This window comes from Micromonospora sp. NPDC047187 (assembly GCF_040643355.1).
Classification (GTDB): domain Bacteria; phylum Actinomycetota; class Actinomycetes; order Mycobacteriales; family Micromonosporaceae; genus Micromonospora; species Micromonospora salmantinae.
The window spans coordinates 98951-113904 of the sequence record NZ_JBEYUF010000011.1 but is presented as its reverse complement, the minus strand read 5'-3'; the positions used below and the strand labels follow the sequence as shown (position 1 = coordinate 113904).

General features: G+C 69.4%; 10 protein-coding genes. 8 read left to right on the top strand and 2 right to left on the bottom strand.

Annotated features, from left to right (window positions below):
- Positions 1 to 6: 6 nt before the first annotated feature.
- Both ABZ794_RS19260 and ABZ794_RS19255 read right to left on the bottom strand, forming a co-directional pair.
- The gene (locus ABZ794_RS19260) at positions 7 to 2991 is read right to left on the bottom strand and encodes a glycoside hydrolase family 3 C-terminal domain-containing protein (RefSeq protein WP_357516723.1); all 2985 of its coding nucleotides are present in this window, start codon (positions 2989 to 2991) and stop codon (positions 7 to 9) included.
- A gap of 197 nt (positions 2992 to 3188) precedes the next feature.
- Entirely contained in the window at positions 3189 to 3659 is a 471-nt protein-coding gene (locus tag ABZ794_RS19255) for a S26 family signal peptidase (protein WP_357516721.1), read from the bottom strand.
- A gap of 161 nt (positions 3660 to 3820) precedes the next feature.
- On the opposite strand from ABZ794_RS19255, the gene ABZ794_RS19250 reads away from it, so the two are divergent.
- The 8 genes from ABZ794_RS19250 to ABZ794_RS19215 all read left to right on the top strand — a co-directional run bounded on the left by ABZ794_RS19250 (position 3821) and on the right by ABZ794_RS19215 (position 14836).
- Positions 3821 to 4366: a MauE/DoxX family redox-associated membrane protein gene (locus tag ABZ794_RS19250; RefSeq protein ID WP_357516719.1), complete on the top strand. Its 546-nt coding sequence runs from the start codon at positions 3821 to 3823 to the stop codon at positions 4364 to 4366.
- A gap of 66 nt (positions 4367 to 4432) precedes the next feature.
- Entirely contained in the window at positions 4433 to 4957 is a 525-nt protein-coding gene (locus ABZ794_RS19245; protein ID WP_357516718.1) for a TlpA disulfide reductase family protein, read from the top strand.
- Positions 4958 to 4974: 17 nt separating this feature from the next.
- Positions 4975 to 6768, top strand: a complete 1794-nt coding sequence (locus ABZ794_RS19240) for an ABC transporter ATP-binding protein (protein ID WP_210781028.1) — start codon at positions 4975 to 4977, stop codon at positions 6766 to 6768.
- A 20-nt stretch (positions 6769 to 6788) separates the two neighbouring features.
- Positions 6789 to 7535, top strand: a complete 747-nt coding sequence (locus ABZ794_RS19235; RefSeq protein WP_357516716.1) for a bacterial transcriptional activator domain-containing protein — start codon at positions 6789 to 6791, stop codon at positions 7533 to 7535.
- Between the two features lie 209 nt (positions 7536 to 7744).
- Positions 7745 to 7963, top strand: a complete 219-nt coding sequence (locus ABZ794_RS19230; protein WP_210781026.1) for a hypothetical protein — start codon at positions 7745 to 7747, stop codon at positions 7961 to 7963.
- Positions 7964 to 8050: 87 nt separating this feature from the next.
- Positions 8051 to 10903, top strand: a complete 2853-nt coding sequence (locus ABZ794_RS19225; RefSeq protein ID WP_357516714.1) for an ABC transporter permease — start codon at positions 8051 to 8053, stop codon at positions 10901 to 10903.
- 20 nt (positions 10904 to 10923) lie between these two features.
- The gene (locus ABZ794_RS19220) at positions 10924 to 11640 is read left to right on the top strand and encodes an ABC transporter ATP-binding protein (protein ID WP_238691219.1); all 717 of its coding nucleotides are present in this window, start codon (positions 10924 to 10926) and stop codon (positions 11638 to 11640) included.
- A 73-nt stretch (positions 11641 to 11713) separates the two neighbouring features.
- A complete protein-coding gene (locus tag ABZ794_RS19215) occupies positions 11714 to 14836 on the top strand; it encodes a hypothetical protein (protein WP_357516711.1) in 3123 nt (1040 codons plus the stop codon).
- The last annotated feature ends 118 nt before the right edge of the window (positions 14837 to 14954 follow it).

Below are 14954 nucleotides of genomic sequence, written 5' to 3'. Positions count from 1 at the left end.
TTCCGGTCAGCTGACCGAGAATTCCGCCAACCGCAGCGGGGAGTCGAACACCAGGTACACGTCGTGGGTGCCGACGGCCCGGGCCAACTCGGTGCTGGTGCTGACGTACCGGTAGTCGTCGCCGGTGCTGGGCACTGTGGCGGTACCGAGCAGCCGGCCGGTGGGCGACCCCAACCGGATCTGGACCGTGCCGACGCCCGCACCGGCCTTGGCGGCAGTCGCGGTGAAGGTGCGCGCGTCGGCACGCAGCGCGGAACCGTCGAAGGAGATCCACTGACCGGCGGCGGTGGCACCGACCGCCGTACCGCTGGGTTTCGTCTCGTCGACGAGCCGGGCGCCCGCGTACCTGTCGAAGTTCTCCGCCCTGGTGGGCCGGGACAGGTCGCGGGCCGGGATGGTCTCGCCGCGGACCCGGACCGCGGCGCGGGCCCGGATGTCCTCGACGGACGCCCCGACCATCAGGTCGTGGACGGACGACTCGACCACCCACCTGCTGCGGGTGACGTCCCAGTGCGCCAGGTCGGCGGCGGGCAGGCGCAGGGTCACCGTACGGGTCTGCCCAGGCGCGAGCTTCACCTGCTCAAATGCCTTGAGCTGGCGGATCGGAGTGGTGTCCCGCGAGGTGCGCTGGTGGGTGTAGAGCTGAACGACCTCGGTCCCGGTCCGGCTGCCGACGTTCGTCACGTCGACGCTGGCCGTGATGGTGCCGTCGGCCGCCACCGACTGCGCACCGGTACGCAGTTGGCCGTACCGGAAGCGGGTGTACGACAGCCCGTGGCCGAACGGGTAGAGCGGCTTCGCGCGGCTGTACAGGTAGGTCTGCCCGGACGAGATGATGTCGTACTCCAGCAGGTCCGGCGGTAGTTGCGAGTCCGAGCGGTACCAGGTCTGGGTGAGCCGGCCGGACGGGTTGCGATCGCCGAAGAGGACGTCGGCGACCGCGTGACCGGTTTCCGCGCCCGCGTGGGTGGTCCAGACGATTGCCGGTACGTGCTCCTGCTCCCACCGGATGGTGACCGGGTAGCTGGTCTGGAGCACGAGGACGGTCCGTGGGTTGGCCCTGGCCACTGCCTTGACCAACGCCTCCTGGCCGGCGCTCAGCGCGGTGGAGGTCCGGTCGTGCGCCTCGCGGCCGTTGATGAACGGGTTGCTGCCGACCACAAGCACGGCGGTGTCGGCCGCCTTCGCTGCCGCCACCGCCCGGTCGATTCCGCTGCTGATCACCTCGCGACTGAAGTGGGTCGCGGCGGCCGGGGTCGATGCGCCGAGCTTGAGGGCGCCGTCGTCACCGATGGTCACGTACGTGTCGGCGCCGAACCAGCTCTCCTTGGTCTCGTAGCCGACGTAGCGCAGCACCACTGTCCCGTCGGCCTGCGGCTCCAGCTTGAACTGCTGCTGGACGTACCAGCCGTTCGGCTGTTCGTCGCGGGTGAGGAACGGCCCCCAGTTGTAGCCGAGGTAGCGGCCGTTGGCGGCGTTGCGCAGCGTCACCACGTCCTGCCCCCAGTCGACAACGTCGAACTGGGCGTCGAGCGAGGCAGTGGCACCGGTAGCGGTGACCGGGTTGGCGTCGGTGGTGCCGGTGGCAGTGACGTACCGGCCGGTCGACACGTCCTTCAGCGCGATCCGGTCCGCCCCGTCGAGCCCGCTCACACTGGCCGAGCTGCCCAGCCGTTCGCGGATGCCGCCGAGCGCCGTGACCTGGTACGGCAGGTCGCCGCCGTACCAGTCCGAGTAGAGGGTGTCGGCCAGCGGGCCGAGCACCGCCACCTTGCGAGTCCGGGCCGGGTCCAGCGGTAGCGCCTGCCGCTCGTTCTTCAGCAGCACCATCGCCTCGCCGGCGGCCTGCCGGGCCAGTCGCTGGTGTTCGGGGCTGTTGATGACGTCCGGGGTGATGCCGCCGTACCGGCCGCCGCCCGGGTCGAACTCACCCAACCGGAACCGGACGCTCAGGATCTCGCGGATCCGGGCGTCGATGTGCGCCTCGGTGAGCAGGCCGGTCGCCAGCGCCTGCTTGATCGCGGTGATGGTGGGCTGCGCGTTGGTGTCGTCGGTGATGAAGCTGTTGAGGCCGGCCTTGATGATCGCGGCGTTCCCCTCGGCCTGGGTCGGGTAGTACCCCTGCGAGGCGACGAGGTTGTTCGGCGCCCAGGCGTCGGTGACGTTCATCAGCGGCTGGTCGGTCCAGTCGCGGACCACGGTGGCCAGGTCAGGGTCCACTGTGGCCGGACGGCCGTTGACCAGGTTGTACGCGGCCATCATCCCGGTCGCCGCGTCGGCGGCGATGGCCGGTTCGAAGGCGGCACGGTCGTACTCGTTGAGCACCCGAGGCGGCACGTTCGAGGAGGTCACGTCGCGTCGGACCTCGTTGTTGTAGGCCAGGTAGTGCTTGAGGGTCGGCGCGCTCTTCAGGTGGTTCGGGTCACCGCCGGTCATTCCCGAGCCGTAAGCGGTGGAGATCTCGGCGGTGAGCAGCGGGTCCTCGGAGTAGCCCTCCTCGTTGCGGCCCCACCGGGGGTCGCGCAGCAGGTTGACCACCGGCGCCCAGAGGTTGAGCCCCCAGACCCGGGGGTTCTGTGCGTGGTAGCCGCGCGCCTCGTCGCCGACGGCCGAACCGACCTGCCGGATCAGGTCCGTGTTCCAGGTGCTCGCCATGCCCACCGGCTGTGGGAAGACGGTGCCACGAGCCTTGACCACCGCGCCGTTGTTGTCGATGTCGGTGGACCAGGCCACCCCGTGCAGCGCCTCGGTGCCGGTCTTGAACAGGCCGATGCCCAGCCGGGGAATGGCCGGCTGGTACTGGTGCAGCCAGGAGATCTTCTCGTCCTGGGTGAGCCGGCCCAGCAGGTCGTCGACCCGCGCGTTCACGGGCAGGTGGGGATCTCGGAACGGGTAGGTGGGTTCGGCGAGCGCGGTGCCGGGAACGGTCGGTAGGGCTAGCAGGGCGAGCGCGAGCGCGGTGATTCCGCGCCGAAGGCGCCAGTTCCGCATGCGGTTCTCCTCATGTCGTACGACAGACGCCCAGCGGGGCGCCGAGACCGGCGTGACCAGGCTCGACACCCGGCTGACGGGCCTGAACGACGAATCGTCGAAGCGCTTCGACGACCCGGCCGCGTCACCACGGCCATGATTGTTGTGATCCGCGCAACTATAGATGCGCGCCAATGACCGGGCAATAGTCGCCTGCCCTACCGGCCGGTAGACCCCAGCCGCTTGACCAGAACGCCCTCGATGTCTTTCAGCGGCACGAATCCCCACCGACGCGAGTCAACGCTGTCCGGATGCTCGCCGAGCAGCACCGCCATGCCGGCCGGCACCTGCCGCACCCCGGCACCGACGGCCGGGGCGACCACGTCCGGGACGGCGTCGCCCGGCAGCGCCACGAGGCGTTTGACCAGCCAGCCGGACGCGGGAGAGCCCGCGACGACACCCCGGGGACCACCCTCCTGATGGCGCGCGACGACGATGCCGCCGGCCCGGAGTCGGCGCGTTCGGCGCACCACGAGGCGGTCGCCGTGCGCCAGCGTGGGGGCCATGCTGTCACCCATCACATCGACTATCATCAGTCGCTGACGTGCCAGGGCAACGCCGACGACGGGTGCCGCAAGCGCGGCAAACCCACCCAGGACGGTGAGCAGGAATTGTGACTCGTCGGTCATAAGACCCCCTTCGAGGGGTATTACTCTCATCTTTCCGTCGGCAAATCAACCCGTTGACAGCATCGAAGCACGCCGATAATCTCGGGTTTCCCAGCCGGGGTTCTTGAGGTCTGTGCGACTCGCACCTCGGCACATGGGCACCACGGGGAATGGGGGACTATGTGGGTGTCGCTGTTGTCGCGTCCATTTTGACGCTGGCCGGCGTTCTTGCGATATCTGTCACCGGAAAAGTGCGTAGTCGAATGAGTTATCGCGCGTTCGCCGACGCCATTGCCCAACTGCGGGTCGCCCCCGTGCGCTGGTCCCGCCCGGTGGCGGTGGCATCGATCGGGTCCGAGGTAGCCGTACTGGCGCTCGTCCTGTGGCCCAAGGGCACTGTCATCGGCCTGACCGCGGCCGTGCTGCTCTTCGGCGCGTTCACCGTCGTGCTCGCGCGGGCCGTCCGACAAGGGTCCACGGCGGGGTGCCACTGTTTCGGCCCGACGGACACGCCCGTTGCGTGGCGGCACGTCGCTCGCAGTGGTTTCCTCGCCAGCACGGCCGCCGGCGCCCTTCTTGGCGCGATCACCCTGCCCGCCATATCGCTCAGAAGTCTAGAGCCGCCGCACCTCATATTGGCTCTTTCCCTAGCGGGATTCATCGTCACGACGCTGGTCAGGCTTGACGACCTCACCTGGCTCCTTCGTGGAGCGTCTCACGCCCGCTGAATCTCTCCAATCGATCGCGCACTTCTCGTGCGCTGCGCTTCGGCGCCCCGATCCAAGGAGCCCACAGTGCTATTTCTGTCCACCGCCGTCGGCATACTCGCGGCGCTCGTTCTCGTCGATCTCGCGCTGAGCGCCGCGGTCATCAGGCGGCTACGCGAGACGGAGGCGAAACTCATCGAGATGAACTCGCCGCCCGCCTCGGGGCTGCCGGTCGGCGCCACCCTGCCGGAGTTCGTGTCACCGGACGGCCAGGTCTCCAGCGCCGACCTCGCGGGCAGCCCGACCCTCGTCGGGTTCTTCTCCGCCGGATGCCGACACTGCCCCACGCAGGCGGAGAAGTTGGCCGACCGGGCCGAGGAGTTCGGCGGCACGGGCGTACGGGTGGTCAGCTTCCTCACGGTGGGTGAGGGCATGACCGACGAGCTTGGCCCGACGCTGCGGAAGGCCGGCCTCCTCGTCATTGACGACAGCCCGAGCACGGTGATGGCCGCCTTCCAGGTGCAGGGCACTCCATCGTTTGTGCTCTTCGGCGCGGACGGACGACTGGCGGCACGCGGGCATGACCTGAGCGAGGTATTGGGCAGCCGATGAGGCGGTCGGCAGCGTTGATGCGTCGCGCGTTCGGGATCTACTTCGGCGCCGCGCCCTGGGCGGCGGCGGTGAGCGTCGTGATCATGGTGGTGGGTGGTCTGACCGCGGTAGCCACCGCATGGTTCACCCGAGCCCTCATCGACGGTCTCTCCGCCGACGCCACGTCGACGATCTGGCTCGGTGTCGTCGGTTTCGGCGCGCTGGCCATCGTGTCGCCGGTCATCCTGCACGTCTCGCAGTACGTACAGCGGGACGCGGAACGCCGGGTGACGATACGCACGCAGCAGGAACTGTTCACCGCGGTGTCGGCGCATCCTCGGCTGACGGAGTTGGAGGACAGCAAGTTTCATGATCGGCTCCGGCTCGCCCACGAGGCGAGTCGCTTCGCGCCGACCCAGCTCAACAGCATGGTCCTGGGCATCGGGCAGGAGATGATCACCATCGTCGCCTTCGGCGTGACGCTGGTGCGCTGGTCTCCCCTGGTGAGCGCGTTGGTCATGCTGGCGGTGCTGCCCACTCTCGTGGCCCAGATCCGGTTGGCTCGGATGCGCGGGGCGATGTTGGAACGCACCGTGCCGATGTTCCGCCGGCAGACGTTCTACGCGGCACTCCTGCTCGACATGCGCGCCGCGAAGGAGATCCGGCTGTTCGGGCTCGGCCAGTTCTTCCAGGGTCGCCTGCTGCGCGAGCTGCGCGCGGCACAGGGACAGGAACGTCACCAGGACCGGCTGGCCCTGTGGGTCGACAGCGCCCTCGCGACGCTGACCGGCATCGTCTCGCTTGTCGCTCTGGCCGTCTTCGTCGCACGGGTGGTCGACGGACATGGCACCGTCGGCGACCTCGTGCTCGTGATCGCGGCACTGACCGCGTTGCAGATGTCCGCGTCGAGCCTGGTCCGACAGATCGCGATGCTCGGCGAGACATTGATCGTGTTCGGCCACTACGTCGACATCACCGCGGTGATCCGCGAGGCCCGACGTGCCGTTCCGCTGCCCGCCCTGCCGCCACTGAGGCGAGGTCTGGAGTTCGACGACGTCTGGTTCCGGTACGCCCCCGAGCACGACTGGGTCCTGCGCGGTCTCACGTTACGGATCCCCTGCGGCTCGTCCCTCGCCCTGGTGGGCGACAACGGCGCCGGAAAGTCGACAGTGGTCAAACTTCTCTGCGGCTTCCACGTCCCGAACAAGGGCGTCATTCGGTGGGACGGCGTCGACATCACCACCATCGACCCGGCCTCGCTCCGCGCCCGTCTCGGGGCGACATTCCAGGACTTCATGACCTACGAGTTCTCCGCACACGACAACATCGCGGTCGGCGACATCAGCGCGTTGGACGACCGGGCCCGCGTACGGGCAGCAGCCGCGACGGCGGACATGGACGCCACCCTGGTTGCGCTTCCGAACGGGTACGACACCATGCTGACGCGAACCTTCAGCGACGGGGATCTGCCCGGGGTGGGGGTGGTGCTGTCCGGGGGGCAGTGGCAGCGGCTGGCGCTGGCCAGAGCCCTGCTCAGGGAGGGCGCGGACGTGTTGATCCTCGACGAACCGTCGTCAGGTCTCGACGTGGCGACCGAGCACGAGATCAACCAGCGGCTGATGTCGCTGCGCCGCACACACACCAGCCTGCTCATCTCGCACCGGCTCAACACCGTCCGGGAGGCGGACAGCATCGCCGTGCTGGCCGCCGGCCGCATCCTCGAACAGGGCAGCCACGACGAGCTGATGGCATCGGGAGGGCGCTATGCCGAGTTGTTCCAACTCCAGGCATCCGGTTACGACGACGCGATCACCACTCGGACCTCGATGTGAACGCTAACACCCTGCTCAGAGTGTCACTGTTGGGTCCGATCGAGGCAACCGTCGGCGGGCAGCCGATGGCCGTCGGCGGCCTGGGCAGGCGAGCACTGCTGGCGGCGCTCGCCTTCAACCTGGGCACTGTGGTCGCCGTCAACCGTCTCATCGAGGTGATCTGGGACGACCACCCGCCGGCGACGGCGACGACGAAACTACAGGGCCACGTCTGGGCCCTGCGGCGAAGCCTGGTGCGACTCGGCGGGCCGGACGCCGTGAACATCCTGCAGACCCGTCCGCCGGGTTACCTGTTGTGCGCCCGCCTCGCGTCGACAGACCTCGCCCGTTTCGACGACCTGACGCAACGGGGTGCCGGCGCTCGGCTCCCCGAAGGTGCCGAACGCCGGGTCGCCGCCCTCTCCGCGGCACTGCGGCTGTGGCGGGGGGACGCCTGCGTCGACGCGCGGTCAGCTGGGGTGGCGGTCGTGGCGGCGTCACTGGACGAGCGACGGTGGCGGGCGATGGAGGACCTCGCCGAGGCGCAACTCGTCCTCGGCGACCACAACTCCGTCATCGACGCGATGGAGCCACTCGTACGCCGGTGGCCGTACCGGGAACGGGCCTGGGAGCACCTCATCGAGGCACACGTGAGGCGTGGTGACGTCGCGTCCGCCCTGGCCGCTCACGACCAGTTGTGCGAAATCCTGGCCGGGGACCTCGGCGTCGTGCCCGGTCAACGAATCGGCCGGTTGGTCGGCATCATCCGCGCGAGCGGTCAGCGGTAGCACCGTCGCCCACCTGCCACCGACGCCCACCGCACGAGGCGGCGGCATGGCCGCCGTCGTCGTGCGGTGGGCGGTCGTGACCAGTGCGAATGCCGATCCGCAGCCGCTCGCCGGGGGCATTAGCGCACCGTTAGCGAATCGTAAGCGGTCGATGACATCGTGGCCTCTGTCGACAAACCGTCGTACCGACGGAGAAGGAGAGAGGTCGTATGATTATCAACAAGCTGGCCGACAAGCTACTGGCCACGCTGCTGCCGAAGGCCACGGCGTCCGCGTGCAACGTCTGCTCTCTCGCCTATGTCGGGTGTGGAGGGCCCTTCTGCTACTACTACTACAACAAGGTGGTCGCGGGGCAGGTCCGCTGTTACGCCAACACGGCGAGAGACTGCAACGCGTCCTACGTGAGCTACTCCACGGGCTGCTGCTGATCGTCGATTCGCGGCCGTCGGTCGGATGTCACCATCCGACCGACGGCCTCATGCTGGAGGACCAACGATGCGGGGCACGGTGCGTCGATGCTGGGGATAGCCGCGTCGCAGTGGCGGGTGCGACTACGCCGGTCACTGGCCCTGCTCTCGATGATCGCCGTCGCGGTAGCCGGGTTCACGGTGCTCACCGGGGCCGCTGTGACCTCCCGGCTGGAAGCGGTCGGCGCGGTCAGCGCCAACTACCGCCCGGTCTACGACCTCCTGGTACGCCCCCGGGACGCGGTGCTGCCGCTGGAGCAGGAGCGCAATCTGGTCCAGTCGGGCCAGTTGGCGGGCATGCGTGGCGGCATCACCCACGATCAGTGGCGCGAGATCCAGGCGGTGCGCGGGGTGTCGGTGGCGGCACCGGTCGCGATGATCGGGTACGTGATGCGCACAGTGCCCGTGACGGTCGACCTGTCGGAACACCTTGACCCGACCGCCGAGCGTCAGGTGTTGCGGGTCCAGCCGACCTGGGCGACAGACGCGGGGCTGAGCCAGATCCCGGACGGGCCGGCGTTCCTCTACGCGACGCGGAACCGGCTGGACGTGGTGCCGAACAGCGAACTGAAGAGCGGCGGGGGCCTGCCGCCGCCGGAGGAGGTCGACGCCGACGGCCAGCGGGTGAAGATCTGCCCAGCGGCTCCGGCCATCACCGCTGAGGACTGGCTCGCACCGACCGACCTCCGAGCCCGATCGTCGTTGACGTGTGTCGGCGGCATGGGCTCGACGGATCGCGAGGGAAAGGCGACGCGGCCGACAGTCACGTTGGCGTGGACGGTGCCGTTCCTGATGGCCGCGGTCGACCCGGAGTCGGAGGCCACGCTGGCCGGGCTGGACCAGGCCGTCACCTCGGGCCGATACTTCACCTCGGCCGAAGCGCCGACCTCACGGCGGCTGGACGGCATGCCGTACCCCTACTCGGTGCTCCCGATCCTCGTCGCGGACCGACCCCAGGTCGACAGGACGCTCAACGTCACAGTGCAGCGCCTGAACTCCGACGCGCCCGAGCTGGTCCGGAGATCCGCCGACGACCAGCGGCTCCGCGCCGCTCTGGTCAACGAGTCCGGCACGCCGGTCGCCCAACGGGCGATGTCGTTCGAAGAGCCGTACCAGAACCTGCTCGACCGGTTGCTCCGCCCCGACGACCTCGGTGTCGAGTACGACCTGGCAACGTCGAACACCAGGTGGCTCGACCAGTTCTGGACCGTCGGACCGCCGAAGAGGGTACGGGCCGGGGACGGTCTGCGGGCCCAGCCAGATCCGTACGACCTGAAGATCTGGGGTCAGGGCGCGGACGACGGCGGGTCGTCCCGGCACGTGCCGATGGAGTTCGCCGACACCAGCGTGCGCAGCGAGGTGGCCGTCCATCGGAACCTGGCGCACGGTTACCAGGAGCAGCCGGGGGACGTGAGCATGCCCGACGCCGCGCTGGGCGCGGTGGGCACCTTCGACCCCGCCAAGGTTTCGCTGGGCAGCGCGCTGTCAGCGGTGCCCATGGACACGTACTTCAACCCGGGCGCCGAGGGTGCCGACGAAGCGTCACGGCGGGCACTGGGCGGCCGACGACTGACCCCGAATTCGAACGTCACCGGCCTGCTCAGCCAACCTCCGCTGATGCTCACCACCATGGCGGCCCTGCCCGCCATCTTCGACCCCGGCGCGTACAGCACCGAGCCCAGCTACCCGGAGTACCAGCTCAACACCACCGCACCGATCAGCGTGGTACGAGTCCGACTGGCCGGAGACGTCGGCATCGACCCGGTCTCCCGGGAGCGGGTACGGGTGATCGCCGAGGAGATCGCGCAACGCACCGGCCTCCAGGTCGACATAACTCTGGGGTCGTCGCCCACCGCGATGACTGTGCACTACCCGGCGGGCAACTACGGCCGGCCCGACCTCGCCGTGGCCGAGCCCTGGGTCCAGAAGGGCGTCGCGTCCGTGCTGGTCCGCGCGGCCGACCGCAAGAGCGTACTGCTGTCCGTCCTGGTGCTCGCGGTGTGCGCGCTGGCAGTGCTCAACGCCAACACCGCCGCCATCCGCGCCAGACGCACCGAGTTCGGCATCCTCACCTGCCTCGGCTGGGGCCGCCGGCACCTCCTCCAGCTGATGTTCATCGAGATCGTCGGCATCGGCCTCGCCGCAGGCATCGCCGGCACCGGGCTGGCGCTCGGGATCGCGTTCGGTCTCGGGCTGAACATCGCGTGGAGCCACACAGTGCTCGCCGTACCCGCAGCGGTGGCCCTGGCCCTGCTCGCCGGCGGCTGGCCGGCCTGGCGGGCCGCCCGGCCGGATCCCGGCGAGATCATCAGGCCCGCCGTCTCGGGTTTCGCCCTCCGCCGGCAGGCGCCGCGCCGGCTGGGCACCCTCGCGCTGGCCAACCTTGCCCGCACCCCCGGTCGGACCGCGCTCGGCGCGCTGAGTCTGACGATCGGGGTGGCCGCGCTGACCATGTTGTTGGCGATCACGTTCGCGTTCCGTGGTGCGATCACCGGCACCCTGCTCGGTGATGCCGTCACCATCCAGGCCCGCACCGTCGATCACATCGCCGTGGCGGTCACGATCGTGCTGGGCATCGTGTCGGTCGCTGACGTGCTCTATCTCAACATCTCCGAGCGCGCCGCCGAGTTCGCCCTGTTCGCAGCCGTCGGCTGGACCGACGCCATGCTGAACCGGCTGGTCATCATCGAGGCCATTGGCATGGGTGCCATCGGCGGCACGCTCGGCGCCGCTGCCGGCCTCGGCGCGGCGGCGACCTTCGCCGGGGGCGTCACCGCTGGAATCCTCTGGTGTTCCGGAGCCGCCCTGGTGTTCGGCGTCGCCGTCTCCGCCCTGTCCGTGGTGGTGCCGATCGCCGTGCTCCGCCGACTGCCCACCGCCCACCTGCTCGCCGAGGGGTGAGCGGCAAAGGAGTAGGTCCGATGGAACGGACGTCAGCTGCGCCGTCGAGCACCGTCACCGTGCCCCTGGTGTGTCTCACCCGGGTACGGAAGTCCTTTCCGCTGCCCGACGGCGCACCGCTGGTCGCGGTGAACGACGTCAGCCTGGAGATCGACGCCGGCACCGCGATCGCGTTGACCGGGCCGAGCGGCTCGGGCAAGTCGACGCTCCTGCACCTCATCGGTGCCATCGAACGAAGTGACGGTGGCACCATCGAGGTCGGCGGCCAGGAGGTGACCGGCTTGGCCGGCCGGGGGTTGGCCGCCTACCGGCGACGGGTCGGCTTCGTGTTCCAACGGTTCCACCTGCTGCCCACGCTCACCGCCCTGGACAACGTCGTGGCACCCCTGATTCCGTTCCGCACCGACTTCGACAAGGTCGCTCGTGCCCACGAACTGCTGGCGATGGTGGGGCTCGCCGACCGGGCCGCCGCCCTGCCGTCGCGGCTCTCCGGGGGGCAGCAGCAACGGGTCGCCATCGCCCGCGCGCTGATCAACCAACCTGCCCTGTTGCTGGCCGACGAACCCACCGGCAATCTCGACAGTCAGACCGGCACCGCGATCGTCGACCTGTTGCTGAGGCTGCGCGACGAGCAGGGCACGACTCTCATCATGGCCACCCATGACGCCGCTATCGCCGCGCGTTGCGACCGAGCCGTCCAGATGCGGGACGGGCGCCTCACCAGCCTGGACGGCTGAGGCGCGGACCGGGCAGCCAGCCCGGATCAGCACGGTTTCAGCGCCCTTTCCGGCCGCTCAATACGTTCGCGCCATGACATCCAAACGTTCCACGCGCACCAGGCGCGGGACTGCCGCGCTGGCGATGATCGCGGTCACCGCGGCAAGCGTGCTCTTCGGCGAGCCCGCGTCGGCCGATCCCGTCCCCGTCCCCGTCCCTCAGGCAGCGCTCACCGACCGGGCCTTCGGCCAGGTCGCCGAGATCCATCTCCAGGGCGCCGCTCGGATCACCACCGTCGTGCTGTCGGCCGAGTTCGTCCAGTGGCACCGGCTGCACCCGAACGCCACTGCCGAACAGGCACAGACCCAGCTCACCGCACGCCAGCAGCTGCTCGACGGCTCGCTGACCGCGTTCGACCTCCTGCTGCCCGAACAGGACCTGCTGCTCAAGTCCGTCGACATCCTGCTCGGCGCTCCCGGCGGCGACACCCGGACCTCGCCGGAGATCACCGGCCTGGTCGGGGCCGTGATCGGCAAGACGGTCGAGCCGTGGGACACCCGCGAGGAACTCGCCTCCGGCGCGCTGCGGACCGCCCAGTGGCTGCGCGGCCGCGACGACGCCCTCGCCGCGGTGTGGTCCGCGACCCGACAGGCGGGGGCCGCCAGCGCGCCCGTCGCCACCGCCTGGAACGCCGTCCTCGGTGAGCCGGTCGGGGTGGACATCACCAGCACCTACGAGGAGCTCCAGCAGGATCCCGGACTTTCACATGTCGACCTCGACGCGATCCTGGCGCTGCGGGACGACTCGACGGCGTACGTCGCGGCGGCCAAGCAGCAGCTTGCCTCCCTGCACGCGGAGCTGCTCGGCCTGAGCCTGGAGATCCGTCTCGAGATCGGCGAGAACAACAGCAAGTGTCCGCCGGAAGGGCCGCCGAGCGCCGCGTGCACCGCGGCGGCCAAGAAGGCGGCGGAGGACCGGGACACGGCTCGGCAGCAGACGATCTCCGACATCAAGGCCGGGGTCGGCATGGTCTCCACCATCATCGGGTTCGCCGACCCGGCCGCCGGCAAGAAGTCCAAGGTGATCGGGGAGGCGGTCCTCACCACGATCAGCGCGATCTCCAAGTACGCGGCGGCGATCACCGGCCGCGGCCTCGCGGGCTCGATCTTCAGCACCGCGACGTTGGCGATGACCGGCAACGTCTTCGGTGCCGTGATGTCGATCGTCGGTCTCTTCGGCAGCAGCGGACCGTCGCTGGACGCACAGATCCTGGCCCAGGTGAAAGCATTGCGCGACGAGGTGCGGGCCCTCGGCGACGAGATGCGGGCCAGCTTCGCGCGGGTCGAGGCCCAGATCAACACGGTGTACGCGAACATGATGGCCCAGTTCGACAAGTTGAACGCCGCGATCGCCGGCAACACCGCGCAGATCACCCTCGTCCAGCAGCAGGTCGCCCAGCTCGGCCTGCGCCTGGAGGACATCGCCGCCACAGTGCTGGCCGCGATCGGCGACGCCACCCTGCACGACGCCCGCGCCGACATCAACAAGTACGTCGGCTATCTGGAGAACTTCGGTCAACCGATCCCGACGTACGGCGAGTTCGTCGACCCGGAGAACGAATTCCACCTGACCTCGACACAGCTGGCCAGCGGCGCCGCCTTCGTGGTGCCCAGGACCGACGCCGACAACCCGGCGGTCGACCCGACCACAGTACTGAACAGCTTCGGCGAGGCCCGGTCGATCAACTACCTGGCTCGGGTCGCCAGCGGACGTGACCCCTCGATGGTCGAACCGTCGACACCGGTCGGCAACCCGACGGTGTGGAACCTCGGCGCGCAGTCGTACGCCATGTTGATGCTGCAGAACCCGACGTACGCCGCCCAGGTCAGCGCCGGCCGGGCCGCGCAGATCGAGGCGGAGGGCACCCGTATCGCCGACCTCGCGGCCAGCTTCGGCCGACCGGTCGACGGCAACGCCAACGGGCTGATCACCGGGCTGGTCAACGAGTACGTCGCCGCCACCAACGAACTGTCGACCGCGCTGGCCGCCTTCCGGACCAACGAGGTCCAGGTCCGCTACGAGCCGGACGCCAACGGCGTACAGGTCAAGACGCCCAAGAACTACGACCTGTTCTGGGACACCGACAAGCCGCTCGCCCAGGCGCCGGCGAAGGCAGACGAGGCGACGGTGCCCGCGTGCGAGGGCAGCAGGCAGATCGACCGGCCCAGCAACGTTCGCTACGAGCTGATGTCGAACATGGTGCGGGCACTCCAGTACGCGTACACACCGCGCCACGACGAGCCGCCGGCCGGGGTACGGGAGTTGCCCGAGGTCGGCCACTGCTACACGCCGAGCTGGGTCCACACCCGGACGACCGGCAACGGGAGCGGAGTGATCCGCTCCTACGGCAAGCTGCGGTTGCAGGTCCACAGCCGGTTCCGGCTGAACTCGTCCGTGGCCTGGCAGAACTCGCGCACCGCCGACTTCACCTGGCCGGACGAGCAGGTCTACCAGGTCTACTGCGAGTTCTTCAGCTGTAGCAGCCAGACCACGCCCGAACAGGCCCTGACCCAGAAGTGGCCGTCCGGCCGGTACGCCTTCGCGAGCGGCGCGACGGCCGTGAACAACACGGCACTGGACGCCACGCTGACGCCGACCCTGCGCGGTTTCCTCCAGGCCCGGCAGAAGTCCATGTACGACCGGGTACGGGACCAGAGCACCCAGGTCAGCGGGGCGGTGCCCACCGCCCTGAAGAAGGTGAACACGGCGGCGCGGCTGCTCCAGGCGTACACCCGGTTGGGTCTGCCCAACGCCCTCGACTCGGACGACGTGTTGTCCGCGAACCTGTTCGGGCAGTACCAGATTCCGGTGAACATGCCGACGGACGCCAAGATCGGAAATGCCTACGCCACGGCGAGCGGAAACTACGCCCAGTGCGGGCCCACGCCGTGCTCGCCCGACTCCAGCCGCCCACTGCGCGACCAGGTCAGCCTCAAGGTGCCCTGCGAGCCCGCTGTCGACTCGTCCAACCTGCCCGGTGACCCACTGGGCGACTGCCTGATCACCAGCGCGCGGTCCCGCGCCAACACGCTGATGCAGCGGTACGAGGTCTGGGCCGACCAGATGACCGCCGGTCTGCACCGCGAGCGGGTGCCGTGGATGAACGACACCCTTCTGGGCCTGCGCATCACCACCCGCCTGACCCACGCCAACTGAACCAGGGGCGTTGGGGGGGGGGGGGGGGGGCCGCCCCCCCCGGGGGGAGGGGGAAGTATGGGTTGGGGGGATGGGGGAGGGGGGGGGGGGTTGGGGGGGGAGGGCCCCCCCCCCCCCC

Excerpts from the sequence above, each read along its gene's own strand:
- ABZ794_RS19215 (WP_357516711.1), top strand. The coding sequence starts at position 11,714 with ATGACATCCAAACGTTCCACGCGCACCAGGCGCGGGACTGCCGCGCTG.
- ABZ794_RS19260 (WP_357516723.1), bottom strand. The coding sequence starts at position 2,991 with ATGCGGAACTGGCGCCTTCGGCGCGGAATCACCGCGCTCGCGCTCGCC.
- ABZ794_RS19255 (WP_357516721.1), bottom strand. The coding sequence starts at position 3,659 with ATGACCGACGAGTCACAATTCCTGCTCACCGTCCTGGGTGGGTTTGCC.
- ABZ794_RS19240 (WP_210781028.1), top strand. The coding sequence starts at position 4,975 with ATGCGTCGCGCGTTCGGGATCTACTTCGGCGCCGCGCCCTGGGCGGCG.
- ABZ794_RS19225 (WP_357516714.1), top strand. The coding sequence starts at position 8,051 with ATGCTGGGGATAGCCGCGTCGCAGTGGCGGGTGCGACTACGCCGGTCA.
- ABZ794_RS19220 (WP_238691219.1), top strand. The coding sequence starts at position 10,924 with ATGGAACGGACGTCAGCTGCGCCGTCGAGCACCGTCACCGTGCCCCTG.
- ABZ794_RS19230 (WP_210781026.1), top strand. The coding sequence starts at position 7,745 with ATGATTATCAACAAGCTGGCCGACAAGCTACTGGCCACGCTGCTGCCG.